Source organism: Streptomyces sp. WMMC500, assembly GCF_027497195.1.
Taxonomy (GTDB): domain Bacteria; phylum Actinomycetota; class Actinomycetes; order Streptomycetales; family Streptomycetaceae; genus Streptomyces.
The window spans coordinates 2,544,254-2,558,383 of the sequence record NZ_CP114905.1 but is presented as its reverse complement, the minus strand read 5'-3'; the positions used below and the strand labels follow the sequence as shown (position 1 = coordinate 2,558,383).

The 14,130-nt window shown below is 69.8% G+C and carries 12 protein-coding genes and 1 riboswitch; of the genes, 1 reads left to right on the top strand and 11 read right to left on the bottom strand.

The genetic code is table 11. From position 1 onward, the window contains the following. Positions 1–16: 16 nt before the first annotated feature. Positions 17–769, bottom strand: a complete 753-nt coding sequence (locus O7599_RS10365; RefSeq protein WP_281621840.1) for a LysM peptidoglycan-binding domain-containing protein — start codon at positions 767–769, stop codon at positions 17–19. 3 nt (positions 770–772) lie between these two features. After that, positions 773–962, bottom strand: a riboswitch (cyclic di-AMP (ydaO/yuaA leader). Between the two features lie 588 nt (positions 963–1,550). Here O7599_RS10365 and O7599_RS10360 point away from each other — a divergent pair. Beyond that, positions 1,551–2,450, top strand: coding sequence for a hypothetical protein (locus O7599_RS10360; protein ID WP_281621839.1), 900 nt, complete (start codon positions 1,551–1,553; stop codon positions 2,448–2,450). Positions 2,451–2,571: 121 nt separating this feature from the next. Here O7599_RS10360 and O7599_RS10355 read toward each other — a convergent pair whose 3' ends face one another. From O7599_RS10355 to gcvH, 10 genes are all read right to left on the bottom strand, one after another. Next, entirely contained in the window at positions 2,572–3,912 is a 1,341-nt protein-coding gene (locus tag O7599_RS10355; RefSeq protein WP_281621838.1) for a carboxylesterase family protein, read from the bottom strand. A gap of 356 nt (positions 3,913–4,268) precedes the next feature. Next, complete coding sequence (locus O7599_RS10350) at positions 4,269–5,414, bottom strand: DUF4185 domain-containing protein (RefSeq protein ID WP_281621837.1); 1,146 nt, start codon at positions 5,412–5,414, stop codon at positions 4,269–4,271. A gap of 702 nt (positions 5,415–6,116) precedes the next feature. Next, positions 6,117–6,314: a hypothetical protein gene (locus tag O7599_RS10345; protein WP_281621836.1), complete on the bottom strand. Its 198-nt coding sequence runs from the start codon at positions 6,312–6,314 to the stop codon at positions 6,117–6,119. A 122-nt stretch (positions 6,315–6,436) separates the two neighbouring features. Next, positions 6,437–6,766, bottom strand: a complete 330-nt coding sequence (locus O7599_RS10340) for a hypothetical protein (protein ID WP_281621835.1) — start codon at positions 6,764–6,766, stop codon at positions 6,437–6,439. Continuing rightward, positions 6,766–8,016 carry an IS21 family transposase gene (gene istA, locus O7599_RS10335; protein WP_281621834.1) on the bottom strand — a complete coding sequence of 417 codons (1,251 nt, stop codon included), beginning with the start codon at positions 8,014–8,016 and terminating at the stop codon, positions 6,766–6,768. Before istA ends, O7599_RS10340 begins: the two co-directional genes overlap by 1 nt. A gap of 438 nt (positions 8,017–8,454) precedes the next feature. Beyond that, positions 8,455–9,156, bottom strand: coding sequence for an RloB family protein (locus O7599_RS10330; protein WP_281621833.1), 702 nt, complete (start codon positions 9,154–9,156; stop codon positions 8,455–8,457). 107 nt (positions 9,157–9,263) lie between these two features. After that, positions 9,264–10,535 carry an ATP-binding protein gene (locus O7599_RS10325; RefSeq protein ID WP_281621832.1) on the bottom strand — a complete coding sequence of 424 codons (1,272 nt, stop codon included), beginning with the start codon at positions 10,533–10,535 and terminating at the stop codon, positions 9,264–9,266. 299 nt (positions 10,536–10,834) lie between these two features. Further along, positions 10,835–12,232, bottom strand: coding sequence for an L-serine ammonia-lyase (locus tag O7599_RS10320; protein WP_281621831.1), 1,398 nt, complete (start codon positions 12,230–12,232; stop codon positions 10,835–10,837). A 113-nt stretch (positions 12,233–12,345) separates the two neighbouring features. Next, a complete protein-coding gene (gene glyA, locus O7599_RS10315; RefSeq protein ID WP_281621830.1) occupies positions 12,346–13,614 on the bottom strand; it encodes a serine hydroxymethyltransferase in 1,269 nt (422 codons plus the stop codon). Between the two features lie 55 nt (positions 13,615–13,669). Beyond that, complete coding sequence (gene gcvH / locus O7599_RS10310) at positions 13,670–14,047, bottom strand: glycine cleavage system protein GcvH (protein ID WP_281621829.1); 378 nt, start codon at positions 14,045–14,047, stop codon at positions 13,670–13,672. Positions 14,048–14,130 lie beyond the last annotated feature (83 nt).

The following is a 14,130-nucleotide window of genomic DNA, read 5'->3' as shown; positions in this document are numbered from 1 at the left end:
GCGCTCTCCGGTTTTCTCAGTACGGCCCGAACACGTTGTCGATCGACCCGTACCGGTCGGCGGCGTAGTTGCACGCGGCGGTGATGTTGGCCACCGGGTCGTAGCTGTCGGTCGAGGTGCCCGGCACGTGGTAGGCCTCGAAGGTGGGAGCGATGACCTGGAGCAGGCCCTTGGAGGGCGTGCCGTTCACGGCGTTGATGTCCCAGTTGTTGATGGCCTGAGGGTCGCCCCCGGACTCACGCATGATGTTGCGGTGAATACCCTCGTAGGTCCCGGGGATGCCGTGCTCGGCCATGACGTCGAGCGACTCCCTGATCCAGCCGTCGAGGTTGTCCGGGTAGCTCGTGACGGACGCGGTGGCGGCCTTCGTGCCCGAGTCGGATTCCTTCGACTCGCCCGTGTCGGCCTTGCCGCCGAGCGCGAGTTCCAGGCCCGGGAGGATGAAGTCCGGGTTGTCGCCGACGGCCTCGCGGTTGTCTTCGTACAGCTTCTCCCAGCCGCCGGGCACGCCTTGCTTGTCGGCGATCTTCGCCAGGGAGTCTCCCGCGACCACGGCATACGTGGTCGCCTCGGCCTTGGCGGCCCCCGCGGCGGTGGCCTCGGCGCGTACGCCGGTCTGGTGGGCGGACTGCGGGGCCGGTCCGGCGGCGGAGGCCGCGGACGCGCCGATCAGCGGGACGGCGATCGCGACGCCGCTGACACCGGCGAATGTGACACCACGGCTGATCAGTCGCAGCTTGGGACGGCGGTGCTTACCTTTTGCAGGCATGGGTGTTTCTCCTCCTGCGCCTGCGAGGTGAGCTGTCGGGTTCGGGCAGGAGCTGCCCGGCCGCACGACGGTGCGACTTCACCCCAAGCCGTTCCGGAATCCGGACCGGCGACTTACCTATGGGTCCCCCGCTCCTGCCGTGTGTGATTAGGGAACGGTTCCGGGTGGCGGCAGGATTCGGCGTCCACCCGGCTGGCGGAGACTTAAGCATGTCTTTTCGGTCCGGACAAGCCGCGGAACTCGTCTGGTCAATACGAGACCGGCTCAGGGACCTGTTGAGTGCCGCTGCCGGAATCGAAGAGGCGCGCAACTCGCGTGCGGAATAAGGATTCTGTGAAATCCGCCGCCGGTGCGCCGCGGCCAAACGTGATTCGTGTCACCGGACTCAGGAGCCCGATCGGGGCGAATCGATCAAATGGTACGTAGCGGCATGACGGAATGTCCGATAAGTTCCGTTGGTTCTTGGGTATGCGGCAGCCGGCGTTCGCAGGGACAGTCGATCCCGGCACGGGCGGGAATTCGCCGATCCGAAGAGGGAACCGCTCGCCTGTGGGAGAACGGGGCGTCAACTGGCCGAAGAAAACAACGTCTTTGGAGTCGCTGCCTTTGGATTGCAGGCGCAGGGTGAGCAGTTGACCGCGAGGCCCCCGCGGGCGACGACGGCGCCGCAAACGCCAGGCCCGGCCCCGGCGGCATCTCCCGGATCCCCGCGAACCTTTTCGGCGGCGGCGGCGACCCACTCACAGCACCGCCCCCACTTCCTCCCGGAAAGGTGTCCATCGTGATCACTCGACGCGTCTCCGCCGCGGGACGCAGCCTGCGCAGGGTCCTGGTCGCCGCGACCGCCGCCGCCGTGGGCGCCACCCTCCTCATCGCGGCTCCCGCCACGGCACGCGAGTCCGCGGCCCCGGCCCCGGCCCCGGCCCCGGAGCAGTGGAATCCGCCGGCCCACCTCGTGCAGCCGCTGGCCGAGGTCTGGAGCCACATGGAGGACACGTACGGGAACCTCTACGGCTTCCGCAACTACGGCTGGGACCAACTGATGGCCAACGGCGACGGCAGTATCCACTACTGCGTCCGCTGGGAGTCGAGCGTCCCCGTCACCGCCGCGCAGCGGGACGACGTGCACGAGTCCCTGGAGAAGCAGTACAACAAGTGGATCGACTCGGTCGCCGGCTTCGACGACTTTCCGTACCAGGACGTGGACGTGAAGGTCGTCGGCTGGGCGGTGGCCGACCGCTCGACGCTGCAGTGGCAGGACGACTCCGTCGACATCTACGCCGGCGTGCTGGACGGCGCCGGCGCCCCGCAGTGCGCGCCGGACTGCGGCCGCTTCTTCCACCAGGACGGCGACTACTCCCGGTGCCCGGGCGGCGAAGCGCGCCACTACGACCAGTCGCTGTGGCTGACCGAGGGCTTCGGCGGCGGCGCGGGCGGCGACTGGGGGCAGCGGATGGGCCGCGGCTACTTCATGGACGCCGTCGGGCGTGACCAGGAGAACATCCACATCCTCCTGCACGAGATGGGGCACACCTGGGGCCTCGACGACTTCTACGACTGGACCCCCACCGGCGTCGGCGGCTTCCTCATGAAGGCCGGAAGCGCCTCGCAGATCACCGAGTTCGACACGTGGATGCTGCGGGACTTCTGGCGCCACCTCAAGAGCCGCTACGGCAGGTGAGGCCGGCCGGCGCGAGCCGGCGCCCGGTCGCCGTGACCGGCCGCCCCCGCCGCCACGTGCGGGGGCGGCCGGCGCGGCGCCTCGACGTACTCCTCGCCGGCCGCGGCGTGCGTCCGCGGGGTCAGCGGCGGGCCCAGAAGCCGCACCCGTGGTCGGCCGCGAAGGGCGTGGGGGCGATGTCGGTGCCGGACAGCCCGAGCACGGAGGGCTCCCCGCCGGCACCCGCCGGGCGCCACTCGGGCAGGCCGGGGCGGTTCGGGTCGCCGTGGCGGGCGAAGGCGGTCCAGTAGCCGACCATCGCGGCGCTCAGCCTCTCCGGACCGGGCTCCGCCCAGGGCACGTCGAACAGGTAGGGCACGTCGGAGCCGTGGTGGGCGCCGAAGGGGAACCCGTCGATCACCTCGCCGCTGTCCTCGGTCAGCTCGTACGCGTAGACCGGGGCGTACCGGGCCGCAACCGCGGCGGTGGCCAGCGTCGGGCAGGCGCCGATCCGGCCGCCCCAGTCGGTGAGCACGCTCGCCAGCGTCAGGACGGGGCTGGGATGGCCGTCGGCAGGGTAGCGCTCCAGCACGGCCGCGCCGTCGGCGCCGAAGGTCTCGGCCACGACGCCGGCGTACCGTTCGGCGGTGAGCCGGTTGCCGGACAGGTCGTACTCGTACGGCACGAAGGAGCGCATCTCGTCGCGGGTGCTCCCGATCAGCAGCGGGATCCCGGCGGCCGAGCCGCGCCGCAGGGCCGTGCCCGGCTGCCGCGGCAGGGAGGGCGTGCCGGCGACCGGCCCCCAGGCGTCGTCGGCGAGTGTTCCGGTGACCGGTGCACCGACGCCCTCCAGGGTGCCGAGCAGGTCGGCAACCGGGGCCCGGCGCAGGCAGGCCGCGGCGTCCGCGGCGTCGGCACAACCCACCTCACGGGTCGCCCGTGCGCCCTTCGCGTCGGCGGCCGCCTTGGTCATGACCGGGTTGGCGCACGCGCCGCTCTGCACGACAGCGCGCTGGAACAGGCCACGGGAGGCCGGGGAGGCCAGGTGGGCGCAGACGCTGCGGGCACCGGCCGACTGTCCGGCCAGCGTGACGCGCGCGGGATCGCCGCCGAACGCCGCGGCGTTGCGCCGCACCCACGTCAGCGCCCGGGTCTGGTCCATCAGGCCGTAGTTGCCGGAGACGGCGCCCTCGGTGTCCAGCGCCGGCTGGGAGAGGAACCCCAGTGCGCCGAGGCGGTAGTTGACGCTGACCACGATCACGTCACCCGCGGTGACCATGCGGGTCGCGTCGTAGTCGGAGCCCGCGCCGGTCGTCATGCCGCCGCCGTGGATCCAGACGATCACGGGCAGCGGCCCGCTCCTGCTCGGCCGCAGCGGCCGGGTGACGTTGGCGTACAGGCAGTCCTCGCCGCCGCTGACCGGCGCCCCGGGACCCCCGTAGGACTGGGCACACGCCTGACCGGGGGCGGTCGCGTCGCGCACGCCCGGCCACGGCTGCGGCGGACGAGGGGCGCGCCAGCGCAGCGTGCCGACCGGGCTCGGCGTACGGCACTCCCTCGAACCGGACGACGTCGCCGGCGACCTCGCCGCGCAGCCGGCCGGCGTCCACCCGGACACGGGTGGGGTCCGCGCCCGCCGCGCCGGCGGCGGGGGCCGCCGGCACGGGCGCGACCACGAGGGAGAGGACGGACAGAACGGCCAGACAGAGCACGGTGGTTCGGGTGCGAACGGACATGCCGACAGCATCGAGCGCACCGGGTGCGCGGCGCGTCCGCCGGCGGGCGACACCGCCGCTACTCCCGGCGGCGTAGCGGAGCCGGTCGGTCCGGGGCTTCGTGTCAGCGCTTGTCGCCGGAGGAAAGTCTGGTCCGCATCAGGTACACGTTGTACGGATCCCACTGCGACATCGTGAAGTACAGATAGGGACTCCCGGAGTCGGCGGACCGCGGGTGGATGTACGAGCCGTAGAGCCCGGGGTACTGATCGGCGTGGGCCACGATCTGCTCCGGCGCCCACGGTCCGGTCTGCTCCGGCGCGGTGCGCATGACGATGGCCCTGCGGGTCTCGTTGAGGTACATCATCACCCACTTGCCGAGGTAGCGGCTGTACTGAACGGACAGTTCACCGGCGGGGTCGGCGGCCACCGGCGCCGCGGCCGCCTGGTCCCGGCCCCAGTGACGCCCGTTCCAGTACCGGTACGCCTTCGGCTCCAGCACCCGGTGCTCGGGCACGCGGGCGAGGTGCACGTCCCCGTAGCGGCCGTTCGGCGTGCCGTAGAGGTAGACGTGTCCGTCCTCGCGCACCATGGCGGCCATCTGGAACTTGTTGTCCCACGCTGGGGTGTTCTGCCAGCGGGCGCGGCGGTCCTTCGTCCAGGTCTCGCCGTTGTCGTCGGAGTAGGCGATGCCGGCGTAATTGGTCTCCCAGTGCCCGGGCTCACCCCAGTGGTTCACGGACATGTAGTGGATGTACTGCCGCCCGCCCACGGAGATCGCCGCGGTCGGGATGACGGTGACCTCGCCGTTGTCGTCGTTGCCGGACTTCCGGCAGTCGAGGAGCTCGCCGGCGTGGCCGGGCCGGTCCTCGGCCATGCTGGTGTACGTCATCCCGTCGCCGAGGTCGCGGTCGCTGCTGCGGGCCAGCGTGTTGCAGCGCCAGTCGAGGGTGGCCGGGTCGCCCACGCCGCCGCCGGGGCCCGTCCAGCCCAGCCCGTGGGTGTCGCCGAAGGCGGTGAGCACCTGGCCGCGGCCGTTGTCCCACATGATGCCCAGGTCGGTGGCCTTGACCTCCCAGCGGCCGATGGTGTCGTTGATCGCGTCGGGGCCGGTCAGCTTGGCGACCCGCTCGGCGGGCGAAGGCGGGCCCGCGGGGGTGCCGCCGGGCGCCGGCTGTGAGGCGGCCGGAGCGGTGAGCGAGGCGGCCAGGGCCACCGCGAGCACGCCTGTCCGCAGTGACGTGGACCATGTGAGGTGCCTGATATGCACGTGCGAGTCCTTTGCCTCGTGGATTGCCTGGTCCCTCGCCCGCCACGACGAGCCGACGGTCCGGCCATCCGGCCCAAGAAATCGATTTCACGCGCATGATGCGCTTGCGGCGACCCGAAGGGCAATGGTCGTGCACGAGACTCGGCTCCAAGTCGCCTGCCATCACGGACAACCGCAGCGTGGGGCGGCGCTCTTCAGCACTCCACGACGTTGACCACGCAGGTGTGCTCAGCGGCGTCCGTAACGAGTCCTACCGCTGCTGGGCCTGTACGCGTCTTTGACGATTTGCTCCAGGTCGTCATCACTGAGACCACGCCAACTTGAAGTTGCTGGTCAGCGTAGTAACGTGATCGTTCTATCGTGTACTCACGCTGGTCGGGGGCGGCTGTCTGTGGTGTAGATCGTCTGGTGGGAGGATTGTCGATTCCCGCTCGCCGCTGTGCACGCCTCCTACGGTTCGCTCCGTGGCGTATCCCGGGCGCTCGAACGCATCACCGCACGACGCGCGGAAGCGCGGTGCAGAGATTGTGACTGCTGACTCATGCCGTGAGGTCGTGGAAGCCCGTTGGAACGCGGAACGCTGGAGAGTTACATAGGCGGCGTAAAGCGCTGGCCTCGGTGCTGAAACCACCGGCCGACGCCTCGCTCAGCCGTGACCCCGCCGCCGAACCGGTCGGCGGGGTCACAGAGTTGGTGAACGTGTCAGTAGCGCTTGGTCCAGACGAGCCAGGCGAGCGCCCCGACCGCGGCCTGCGTGGCCGCGGTCGCGGTCGCGGTGGTGCCGCTCTCGAAGGCAGCGGTGTAGCCGGCCACGTAGCCGGTGGCCAGCGCCGCCGCGATTACCTTGGGCGTGCGGGGCGGGCGTTCGTCCGCTGAAGCGGTGGGGTGCATACTGGGCACACGTACCTCCCGGTGAGAGCTGGTCGAGGACTATCCGCCGCTCCTGCGATTGCTTCCTACGGCGAGCAGGGGCGGCGGAGTTGTGTGAACTGCATTTCCAGCATGGCACCGTCGTTTTGGGCTCAGTGCACGCGGGGTCGCGGGGGGTGGCACGCCGTGCCACTCGATGCGTGTCCAACGGCTTTCAGGCCCTCGGAACGGCTCTTGCGGGAGGGGAAGCGGGCGGTGCGGATGCGGCCCTCAGCGCCGTGGGAGTCGCGGGCGGCGACCTCCCGCTGCAGGCAGGCGGCGAGATGCTCCTCGTGGCTCCAGTCCTCGGTCCGGACACGTTCGGCGAGTCGGCTGACGACATCGCGCAGGGCGGGCGCCTTCAATGCCCGGGTCAGGTAGGCGATCTCGGAGGAGACGTCACGGCTGCTCTTCGTGGTCTTGGTGGTCTTCGCGGTGCTCATCAGGCCGCTCCTTCGCCGGTGGCAAGTCCGCCGTCGATGACGCCGAAGATGCGGTCGTAAGACTCCAGCGGCCGCTGCTCGACCTCGGTAAGCTCCGCCGGAGTCTGCTTGCTCACTCGTGCGGTGGCGCGGGCCGCGGCGGCGGCCGCGGCATGGTCGGGGTCGGTGATGGTCTGGTGTCTGGCCCAGCTGCGGGCATAGCGGGCGACCTCGACCCCGTCGCAGGCCACCAAGACCTGCTCCAGATCGGCGGTGACCTCGATGCGGCGGCCGACGGCCACCGGGTGCACCGAGTAGTCGTTGGTATCGAGGCGGACGTAGTGATCCCGCGGCAGCCGCAGCGATGCCTTCCACCAGCCCGGTGGGGCGATCGGCGGCAGCGACAGCATCCGTGACCGGTCCGCTTCGACCCGGTCAGAGGGCCGAGCCTGCAAGGTTCGGTGAACACGCCTGTTGGCCTTGGCCAGCCAGTCAGCGAGCTGGATGTTGAAGTCCGCCGGCGAGGCGAAGACCCGGCCAGGCAGGAAGGAGGTCTCCAGATAGCCGTTGGCCCGCTCCACCAGCCCTTTCGCCTCCGGGTCCCGCGGCCTGCAGAGCAGGAATTTCACCCCCAGCAGCCCGGCGAACGCGGCAAACTCATCCGTCAGCCGCGGCCCACCGGATCGCCAGGAGCCGACCGCTCCCTCGTTGTCCCAGACCAGCACCCGCGGCACCGCGCCGAGCTCGGTCAGCAGCCGCCAGTGCCCGGCGATCAGGTCGGCCGCCGAGCGCGACGGCAGCATCCTGGCGGTCATCCACCGCGAGTAGCCGGCCACCATCACCAGCACCGGCGGCCGCCCGACCTGCCCGAAGCCCAGCGGGACATCCGCCGGCGCGAACCACAAGTCGCACTGGGCCAGCTCGCCCGGCTCATAGACCGTCCGCGAGGCCGGATCGGCCGGACGATACGCCGGCCGCAGTTCCCGCACCCGCTCTTGGAGCACTGTCAGCCCGCGTTCCCACCCGATCCGTTCCGCGATCACCGTCGCGGGCATCTCCGGCCACTGCTCCAGCAGCTGGCGGATCTGCGGCTCAACCGCGTCGACGATCGAGCCCTTCGGCGCCCGCTGGTACTTCGGCGGGGCATCGTCCGCGATCGCTCTGCGGACGGTGTTCCTCGAGATGCCCAGCTTCCTCGCGATCGCTCGCACCGGCATCTGCTCGGCCCGGTGCAGTCGGCGGATCTCCGCCCAGTCCTCCACGCTGATCACCCATCCTCCCGGCCTGGCTCAACGAGCCAGGCCCCTGGAGGGGGTCAACTTTCAAGCGTCGCTACCGGTCCACATTTCACCCGTCGCCGACAGCCATCGCCTTCCATGTGTGCCCTCCGTTGCTCTTCTGGCTGTAGAGGACATCGTGGGCATTCGACCGGCTCTGAGGCGCGTACGGACAGAATTGATCGACGACGTGCGGTGCCGGATCGGTTGAGACCACGCCGGGTACTCATGAGAGGCTGCGCAGATGACTCCGCGACATATCATGTCAGGGACTGCACGCTGTACTGCACCGTATCTTCAGAAGCTCAGTAGTGCTCCGGTGCGGTTCAAGGGTTGATGGTGCTTCGGATCGGATCGTCAACAACCAGGGAAAAACACCCCCAAGTGGTGTGTTTCACGCGCCTTCGGGGGCGGTGCCGCTTGCGTCAAGGTTCAGTTGGCGTGCGGCACGATGCCCAGGCAGGCAAGAAGCCGCCAGACGTCGGTGGACGGGTCCCGCTTGAGAACGGGACAGCCCGGTGCGTGCCCTGAGCGTGCGGTCCACTGGGCGGTGGACTGGGCGGCGTGTGCGCGGTCCCTCGGCCGTGAACGTGCGTGCTTGAACTGACAGGTCCCGTACTCGCAGCTGTTGACGAGAGCCTTGGCATTCGCAGCAGCGGTCTTCTCCTTGCCCTCTAGCGCTGCGCGTCGATCGCCCTTCACGCTCTTGTCGTTGCGCTTGTCGTAGTTCCGAAATGCTTCCGCGCCCTTAGCGCTCCGCAGCTTCTCGACGACTACCTTGCTGCTGCCGCTTTGTGTCCCTGAGAAGGCTTGGAAATGAAGGAGCAGCCATAGGTCGAACGAAGGGTGCGAGAAAGCGACCTCGATGCCGGCCGCGGCCGCTTCCTTCATCGCCTGCTGGATGTCGTTGTCGCGATCCGTGCCGTCCCTGTCGAACAGCACCCAGCCCTCGTCCGGGTCCTCTCTGCGACCCTGGATCGCGGCCACCGTCTCGGTCGGCAGCATGCCGTTCGACTCTGCGATTGGGTGGATCCGGAAGGGGACTCTGGTGGTGTCGCCCTCGCCGAACTCTTTGTTCAGGTAGTCCAGGTAATCGGGCTCAGTGCTCTCGCCCTCGCAGGCGACGAAGACCACGCGTTCCCGGCGGTCTCTGCCTTCTGACCGCGGCCCGAGCGGGCGCTTGCTCTCCATGGTTCCGCGCCGCTTTGCCGCCCCCTTGCGCCGTTGTCCACCCCGCGCGCTCACGCTGTTGCTTTCTCCTGCCGGGACATCTCACGCATGATCTCCCCTGCGGTGACCCGGGGGATCCCACCGTAACGGCCCCGCAGGTAGCCACGCTCCAGGTTCTCGTCCTTGCGTGGCTTGGCATCAGTCAGGGCATACAGCTCTGTCTCGCCCGAACGCTTCTTGGTCGTCAGCCAAACCTGGTCCCGGTCAAGGGGGCGATCCAGGACGGCGCTGCCCAGGAGCGTAGCGTCGTGGGTGGTGAAGATGAGCTGCGCGCCGCGCGGATTGGACTCGGGACTCTGGAAGAGACGAACGACCTCTGCAGCCAGCGTGGGGTGGAGGCTGGAGTCCAGCTCGTCGACCAGCAAGGTGGCCCCTGTGTCCAACACGCGGAGCAAAGGTCCGAGGAAGGCGAACCAAGCATGAGTGCCCAGTGATTCCTCCGTGAGGAAGTCCATGGCGATCTCGCCGCCATCCTGGGCGCGGTGAAGGAACCTGACTCCGTCATGGTCTTTGTCGATCTCGATGCCGGTGAGGCCGAGATCTGCGACGGAGAGCATGCGGACGATCCGGTCGTGGTAGTGCTTCGGATTCCGGGCCTGTGTCAGTAGGTTCTGGGTGTAGGTGGACCGTGCGGAGATGTCGGCATCCGGGGTGATAAGCCAGAGGTTGTCCACGAACCAGCGGTGCACAGCTGACAACTGGGGGTCGTTCAGGGTAGCCCCGACAGAGAGGAAGAGCGCGTTGGGACGGGTCAGGGCTACGAGATCGTCCCGGCGGCCCTTGAACCCTGTTCCTCTGAAGACGAACTCCTCTCCGCCTTCTTCCGCTCTGTGGGCCTCCCGGTCGAACCAGATGTTGCGCTTGCCTTGCGGATAGGCATGCAACCACTCGGCTTCGACGCGCTCGTCGGACAACTCGAAGCCGTAGGTGTAGCGGATCTGATCGCGGCCCAGGAGTAGGTCCACCTCGAACAGGGTCGTCTCGTCCTGGGACGCGGGCTGCAGTCTGAACGGCTGCCTGGGGACCGCGCCGGGCTGTTTTGCCCAGTCTGCGAATGAGTTGAGTGCCGCCTGGCGCATGGCGCGGAAGGCGCTGATCAAGTTCGACTTGCCAGAGGCGTTCGCTCCGAAGACGCCCAGCACCGGCAGCGCCGTGATGGTGCGGCCCCTGCTGGTCAGGGAGGTGTGACGAGCTGTGCCCTCGTTGAACTCCGTACCGATCATCGACAGCTCGTGCTCGTCGCGGATCGACCTGTGATTGGCCATCCTGAAGCGGAGGAGCATGGTCGTCCTCCTCACTCACGTGCTTCCTGGTCACGTTAGATGTTGTCTCATGCGGAAAACCTGCATGAGACAGCCTATAGCCAGCGTCAGCTTTGTGCCAGCGCGTAGTGGATGGTCATCATGTGCGGGTGATGCCAGAAGTGTTTCCTGCGGCCAGACGTGAAGGGATCACGCAGGCGCACGCTGGGATTGAACGGCCTGTGCTGTGTCGCTTGGCGTCCACCATCCGCGCAGGTCAGGCCCCGGTCTTCGGGGGACTTCTGTGAAAGACGCGAAACGGCTGGTCAGGCCCGGTTTCCTCAGCACTCCACGACGTTGACCGCGAGGCCGCCGCGGGCGGTTTCCTTGTACTTGACCTTCATGTCCGCGCCCGTCTCCTTCATCGTCTTGATCGCCTTGTCCAGCGAGACGAAGTGCTGCCCGTCGCCGCGCAGCGCCATGCGGGCCGCCGTGATCGCCTTGACCGCCGCCATGCCGTTGCGTTCGATGCACGGGATCTGCACCAGACCCCCGATCGGGTCGCAGGTCAGGCCCAGGTTGTGTTCGATGCCGATCTCCGCGGCGTTCTCCACCTGTTCCGGCGTGCCGCCGAGGATCTCGGCCAGGCCGCCGGCGGCCATGGAGCAGGCGGAGCCGACCTCGCCCTGGCAGCCGACCTCCGCACCGGAGATGGAGGCGTTCTCCTTGAAGAGCATGCCGATCGCGCCCGCCGCGAGGAGGAAGCGGACCACCGTGTCCTCCTCCCCGGCGCGGCCGTCCCTGCCGGGGACGAAGTCCGCCGCGTAGTGCAGGACCGCGGGGATGATGCCCGCCGCGCCGTTGGTGGGTGCGGTGACGACGCGGCCGCCGGCGGCGTTCTCCTCGTTGACCGCCATCGCGTACAGCGTGACCCACTCCATCGCGTGCGCCGCCGGGTCGCCCGCCGCGCGGAGCTTGCGGGCCTCGCCGGCGGCGCGGCGGCGGACCTTCAGGCCGCCGGGGAGGAGGCCCTCGCGGGCGGTGCCGCGGGCGACGCACTCGCGCATGACCCGCCAGATCTCCACCAGTCCGGCGCGGATCTCGGCCTCCGTGCGCCAGGCGCGCTCGTTCTCCAGCATCAGCGACGACAGCGACAGGCCCGTCTCGCGGGTGCGGCGCAGCATCTCGTCCGCCGTACGGAACGGGTGCTTCAGCACGGTGTCGTCGAGCTTGATCCGGTCCTCGCCGACCGCCGTCTCGTCGACGACGAAGCCGCCGCCCACGGAGTAGTAGGTCTTCTCCAGCAGCGTCCCGCCGTCCGCGTCGTACGCGGCCAGCGTCATGCCGTTCGCGTGGTACGGCAGCGAGCGGCGGCGGTGCAGGACGAGATCCGCGGAGGTGTCGAAGGCGATCTCGTGGTCGTGCCCTATCTCGGCGCCCAGCAGGTGGAGCCGCCCCGTGGTGCGGATACGCTCCGCCTCCTCCTCGGCCCACTCGACGTCGACGGTGCGCGGCGAGTGGCCCTCCAGGCCGAGGAGTACGGCCTTCGGGGTGCCGTGGCCGTGGCCGGTGGCGCCGAGGGAGCCGAAGAGCTCGGCCCGTACGGCGGCGGTGTGGGCCAGCAGGCCCTCGTTCTTGAGCCGGCGCGCGAACAGCCGGGCCGCCCGCATCGGGCCGACCGTGTGCGAGCTCGACGGGCCGATGCCGATCGAGAAGAGGTCGAAGACGGAGATGGCCACGCGGGACTCCCTTGTCCTTTCGTGGGGCGCGTACGCGCGGGGTGCCTGCGCGTACGTTTCCCGGGGCCCGGCGGCCCGCCCCGTCCGGGCGCCGGGCCGCCGGGCCGTACGGGCTACAGGCCGGGGTACAGCGGGTGCTTCTGCGCCAGGGCGGTGACCCGGGCGGCGAGGGCGGCGGTCTTCTCGTGGTCGAAGCCCGGCTTCAGGGCCTCGGCGATGACGTCGGCCACCTCCTCGAAGTCCGCGGCGCCGAAGCCGCGGGTGGCCAGCGCCGGCGAGCCGATGCGCAGGCCGGAGGTGACCATGGGCGGGCGGGGGTCGTTCGGGACCGCGTTGCGGTTGACGGTGATGCCGATCTCGTGGAGCCGGTCCTCGGCCTGCTGGCCGTCCAGCTCGGAGTCGCGCAGGTCGACCAGGACCAGGTGGACGTCCGTGCCGCCGGAGAGCACCGAGACGCCGGCCGCGCGCGCGTCGTCCCGCAGCAGCCGCTCCGCCAGGATCCGGGCGCCGTCCAGCGTGCGCCGCTGCCGCTCCCGGAACTCCTCCGACGCGGCGATCCTGAACGACACCGCCTTGGCCGCGATCACGTGCTCCAGCGGCCCGCCCTGCTGGCCGGGGAAGACCGCGGAGTTGATCTTCTTGGCCAGGGCCTGGCGGGAGAGGATGACCCCGCCGCGCGGGCCGCCGAGCGTCTTGTGCGTCGTCGTGGTGACGATGTCCGCGTACGGCACGGGGTTGGGGTGCAGGCCCGTGGCCACCAGCCCGGCGAAGTGCGCCATGTCGACCATCAGCAGCGCGTCGACCTCGTCGGCGATCCGGCGGAAGCCGGCGAAGTCGAGCTGCCGCGGGTACGCCGACCAGCCGGCGATGATCAGCTTCGGCCGCCGCTCCTTGGCCAGCCGCTCGACCTCGGCCATGTCGACCAGGCCGGTCCCGGCGTCGACGTGGTAGGCGGCGACGTCGTACAGCCTGCCGGAGAAGTTGATCTTCATGCCGTGGGTCAGGTGCCCGCCGTGGGCCAGGTCCAGACCCAGGATGGTGTCGCCGGGCTGGAGCACCGCGACCATCGCCGCCGCGTTCGCCGACGCGCCCGAGTGCGGCTGGACGTTCGCCGCCTCGGCGCCGAAGAGCGCCTTGACGCGCTCGCGGGCCAGCTCCTCGGTGACGTCGACGTGCTCGCAGCCGCCGTAGTAGCGGCGGCCGGGGTAGCCCTCGGCGTACTTGTTGGTGAGGACCGAGCCCTGCGCCTCCAGCACGGCGACCGGGGCGAAGTTCTCCGAGGCGATCATTTCGAGGGTGGACTGCTGGCGCGTGAGTTCGGCGTCCACGGCGGCGGCGACCTCGGGGTCGACCTCGTGGAGGGAACCGTTCAGAAGGGACATGGAACCTTCCGGGGAAAGAGACGGACGCGGGCGGGCGGGGCTGCGGCGGCGGAGCTCAGCCCGCGGTGAACGCGGTGTACTCGGCGGCGGACATCAGGTCGGCGGACTCGCCGGCGACGCGCACCCTGAACAGCCAGCCGTCTTCGAACGGGCCGGAGTTCACCAGCGCCGGGTCGTCCACGACGTCCTGGTTGGTCTCGGTGACCTCCCCGGTCACCGGCGCGTAGAGGTCGGAGACCGACTTCGTCGACTCCAGCTCGCCGCAGGACTCGCCCGCGGTGACCGCGTCGCCGACGTCCGGCAACTGGACGAAGACGACGTCTCCGAGCGCGTTCGCGGCGTGGGCGGTGATGCCGACGGTGGCGACGCCGTCGTCGCCGGTCGCGACCCACTCGTGTTCCTTGCTGTAGCGCAGGTGCTCAGGGTTGGTCATGAGGCGATTCTCCAGGATCGGGACGGGAGTGGCGTGAGGAGGAGGAAGGGGCGCGGCGGCGCACGCGGTCGGGAGCCGCCGCG

Bases quoted from the DNA above. Each gene is read 5' to 3' on its own strand.
- glyA (WP_281621830.1), bottom strand. From the start codon at position 13,614: ATGTCCCTTCTGAACGGTTCCCTCCACGAGGTCGACCCCGAGGTCGCC.
- O7599_RS10325 (WP_281621832.1), bottom strand. From the start codon at position 10,535: ATGCTCCTCCGCTTCAGGATGGCCAATCACAGGTCGATCCGCGACGAG.
- gcvH (WP_281621829.1), bottom strand. From the start codon at position 14,047: ATGACCAACCCTGAGCACCTGCGCTACAGCAAGGAACACGAGTGGGTC.
- O7599_RS10365 (WP_281621840.1), bottom strand. From the start codon at position 769: ATGCCTGCAAAAGGTAAGCACCGCCGTCCCAAGCTGCGACTGATCAGC.
- O7599_RS10340 (WP_281621835.1), bottom strand. From the start codon at position 6,766: ATGAGCACCGCGAAGACCACCAAGACCACGAAGAGCAGCCGTGACGTC.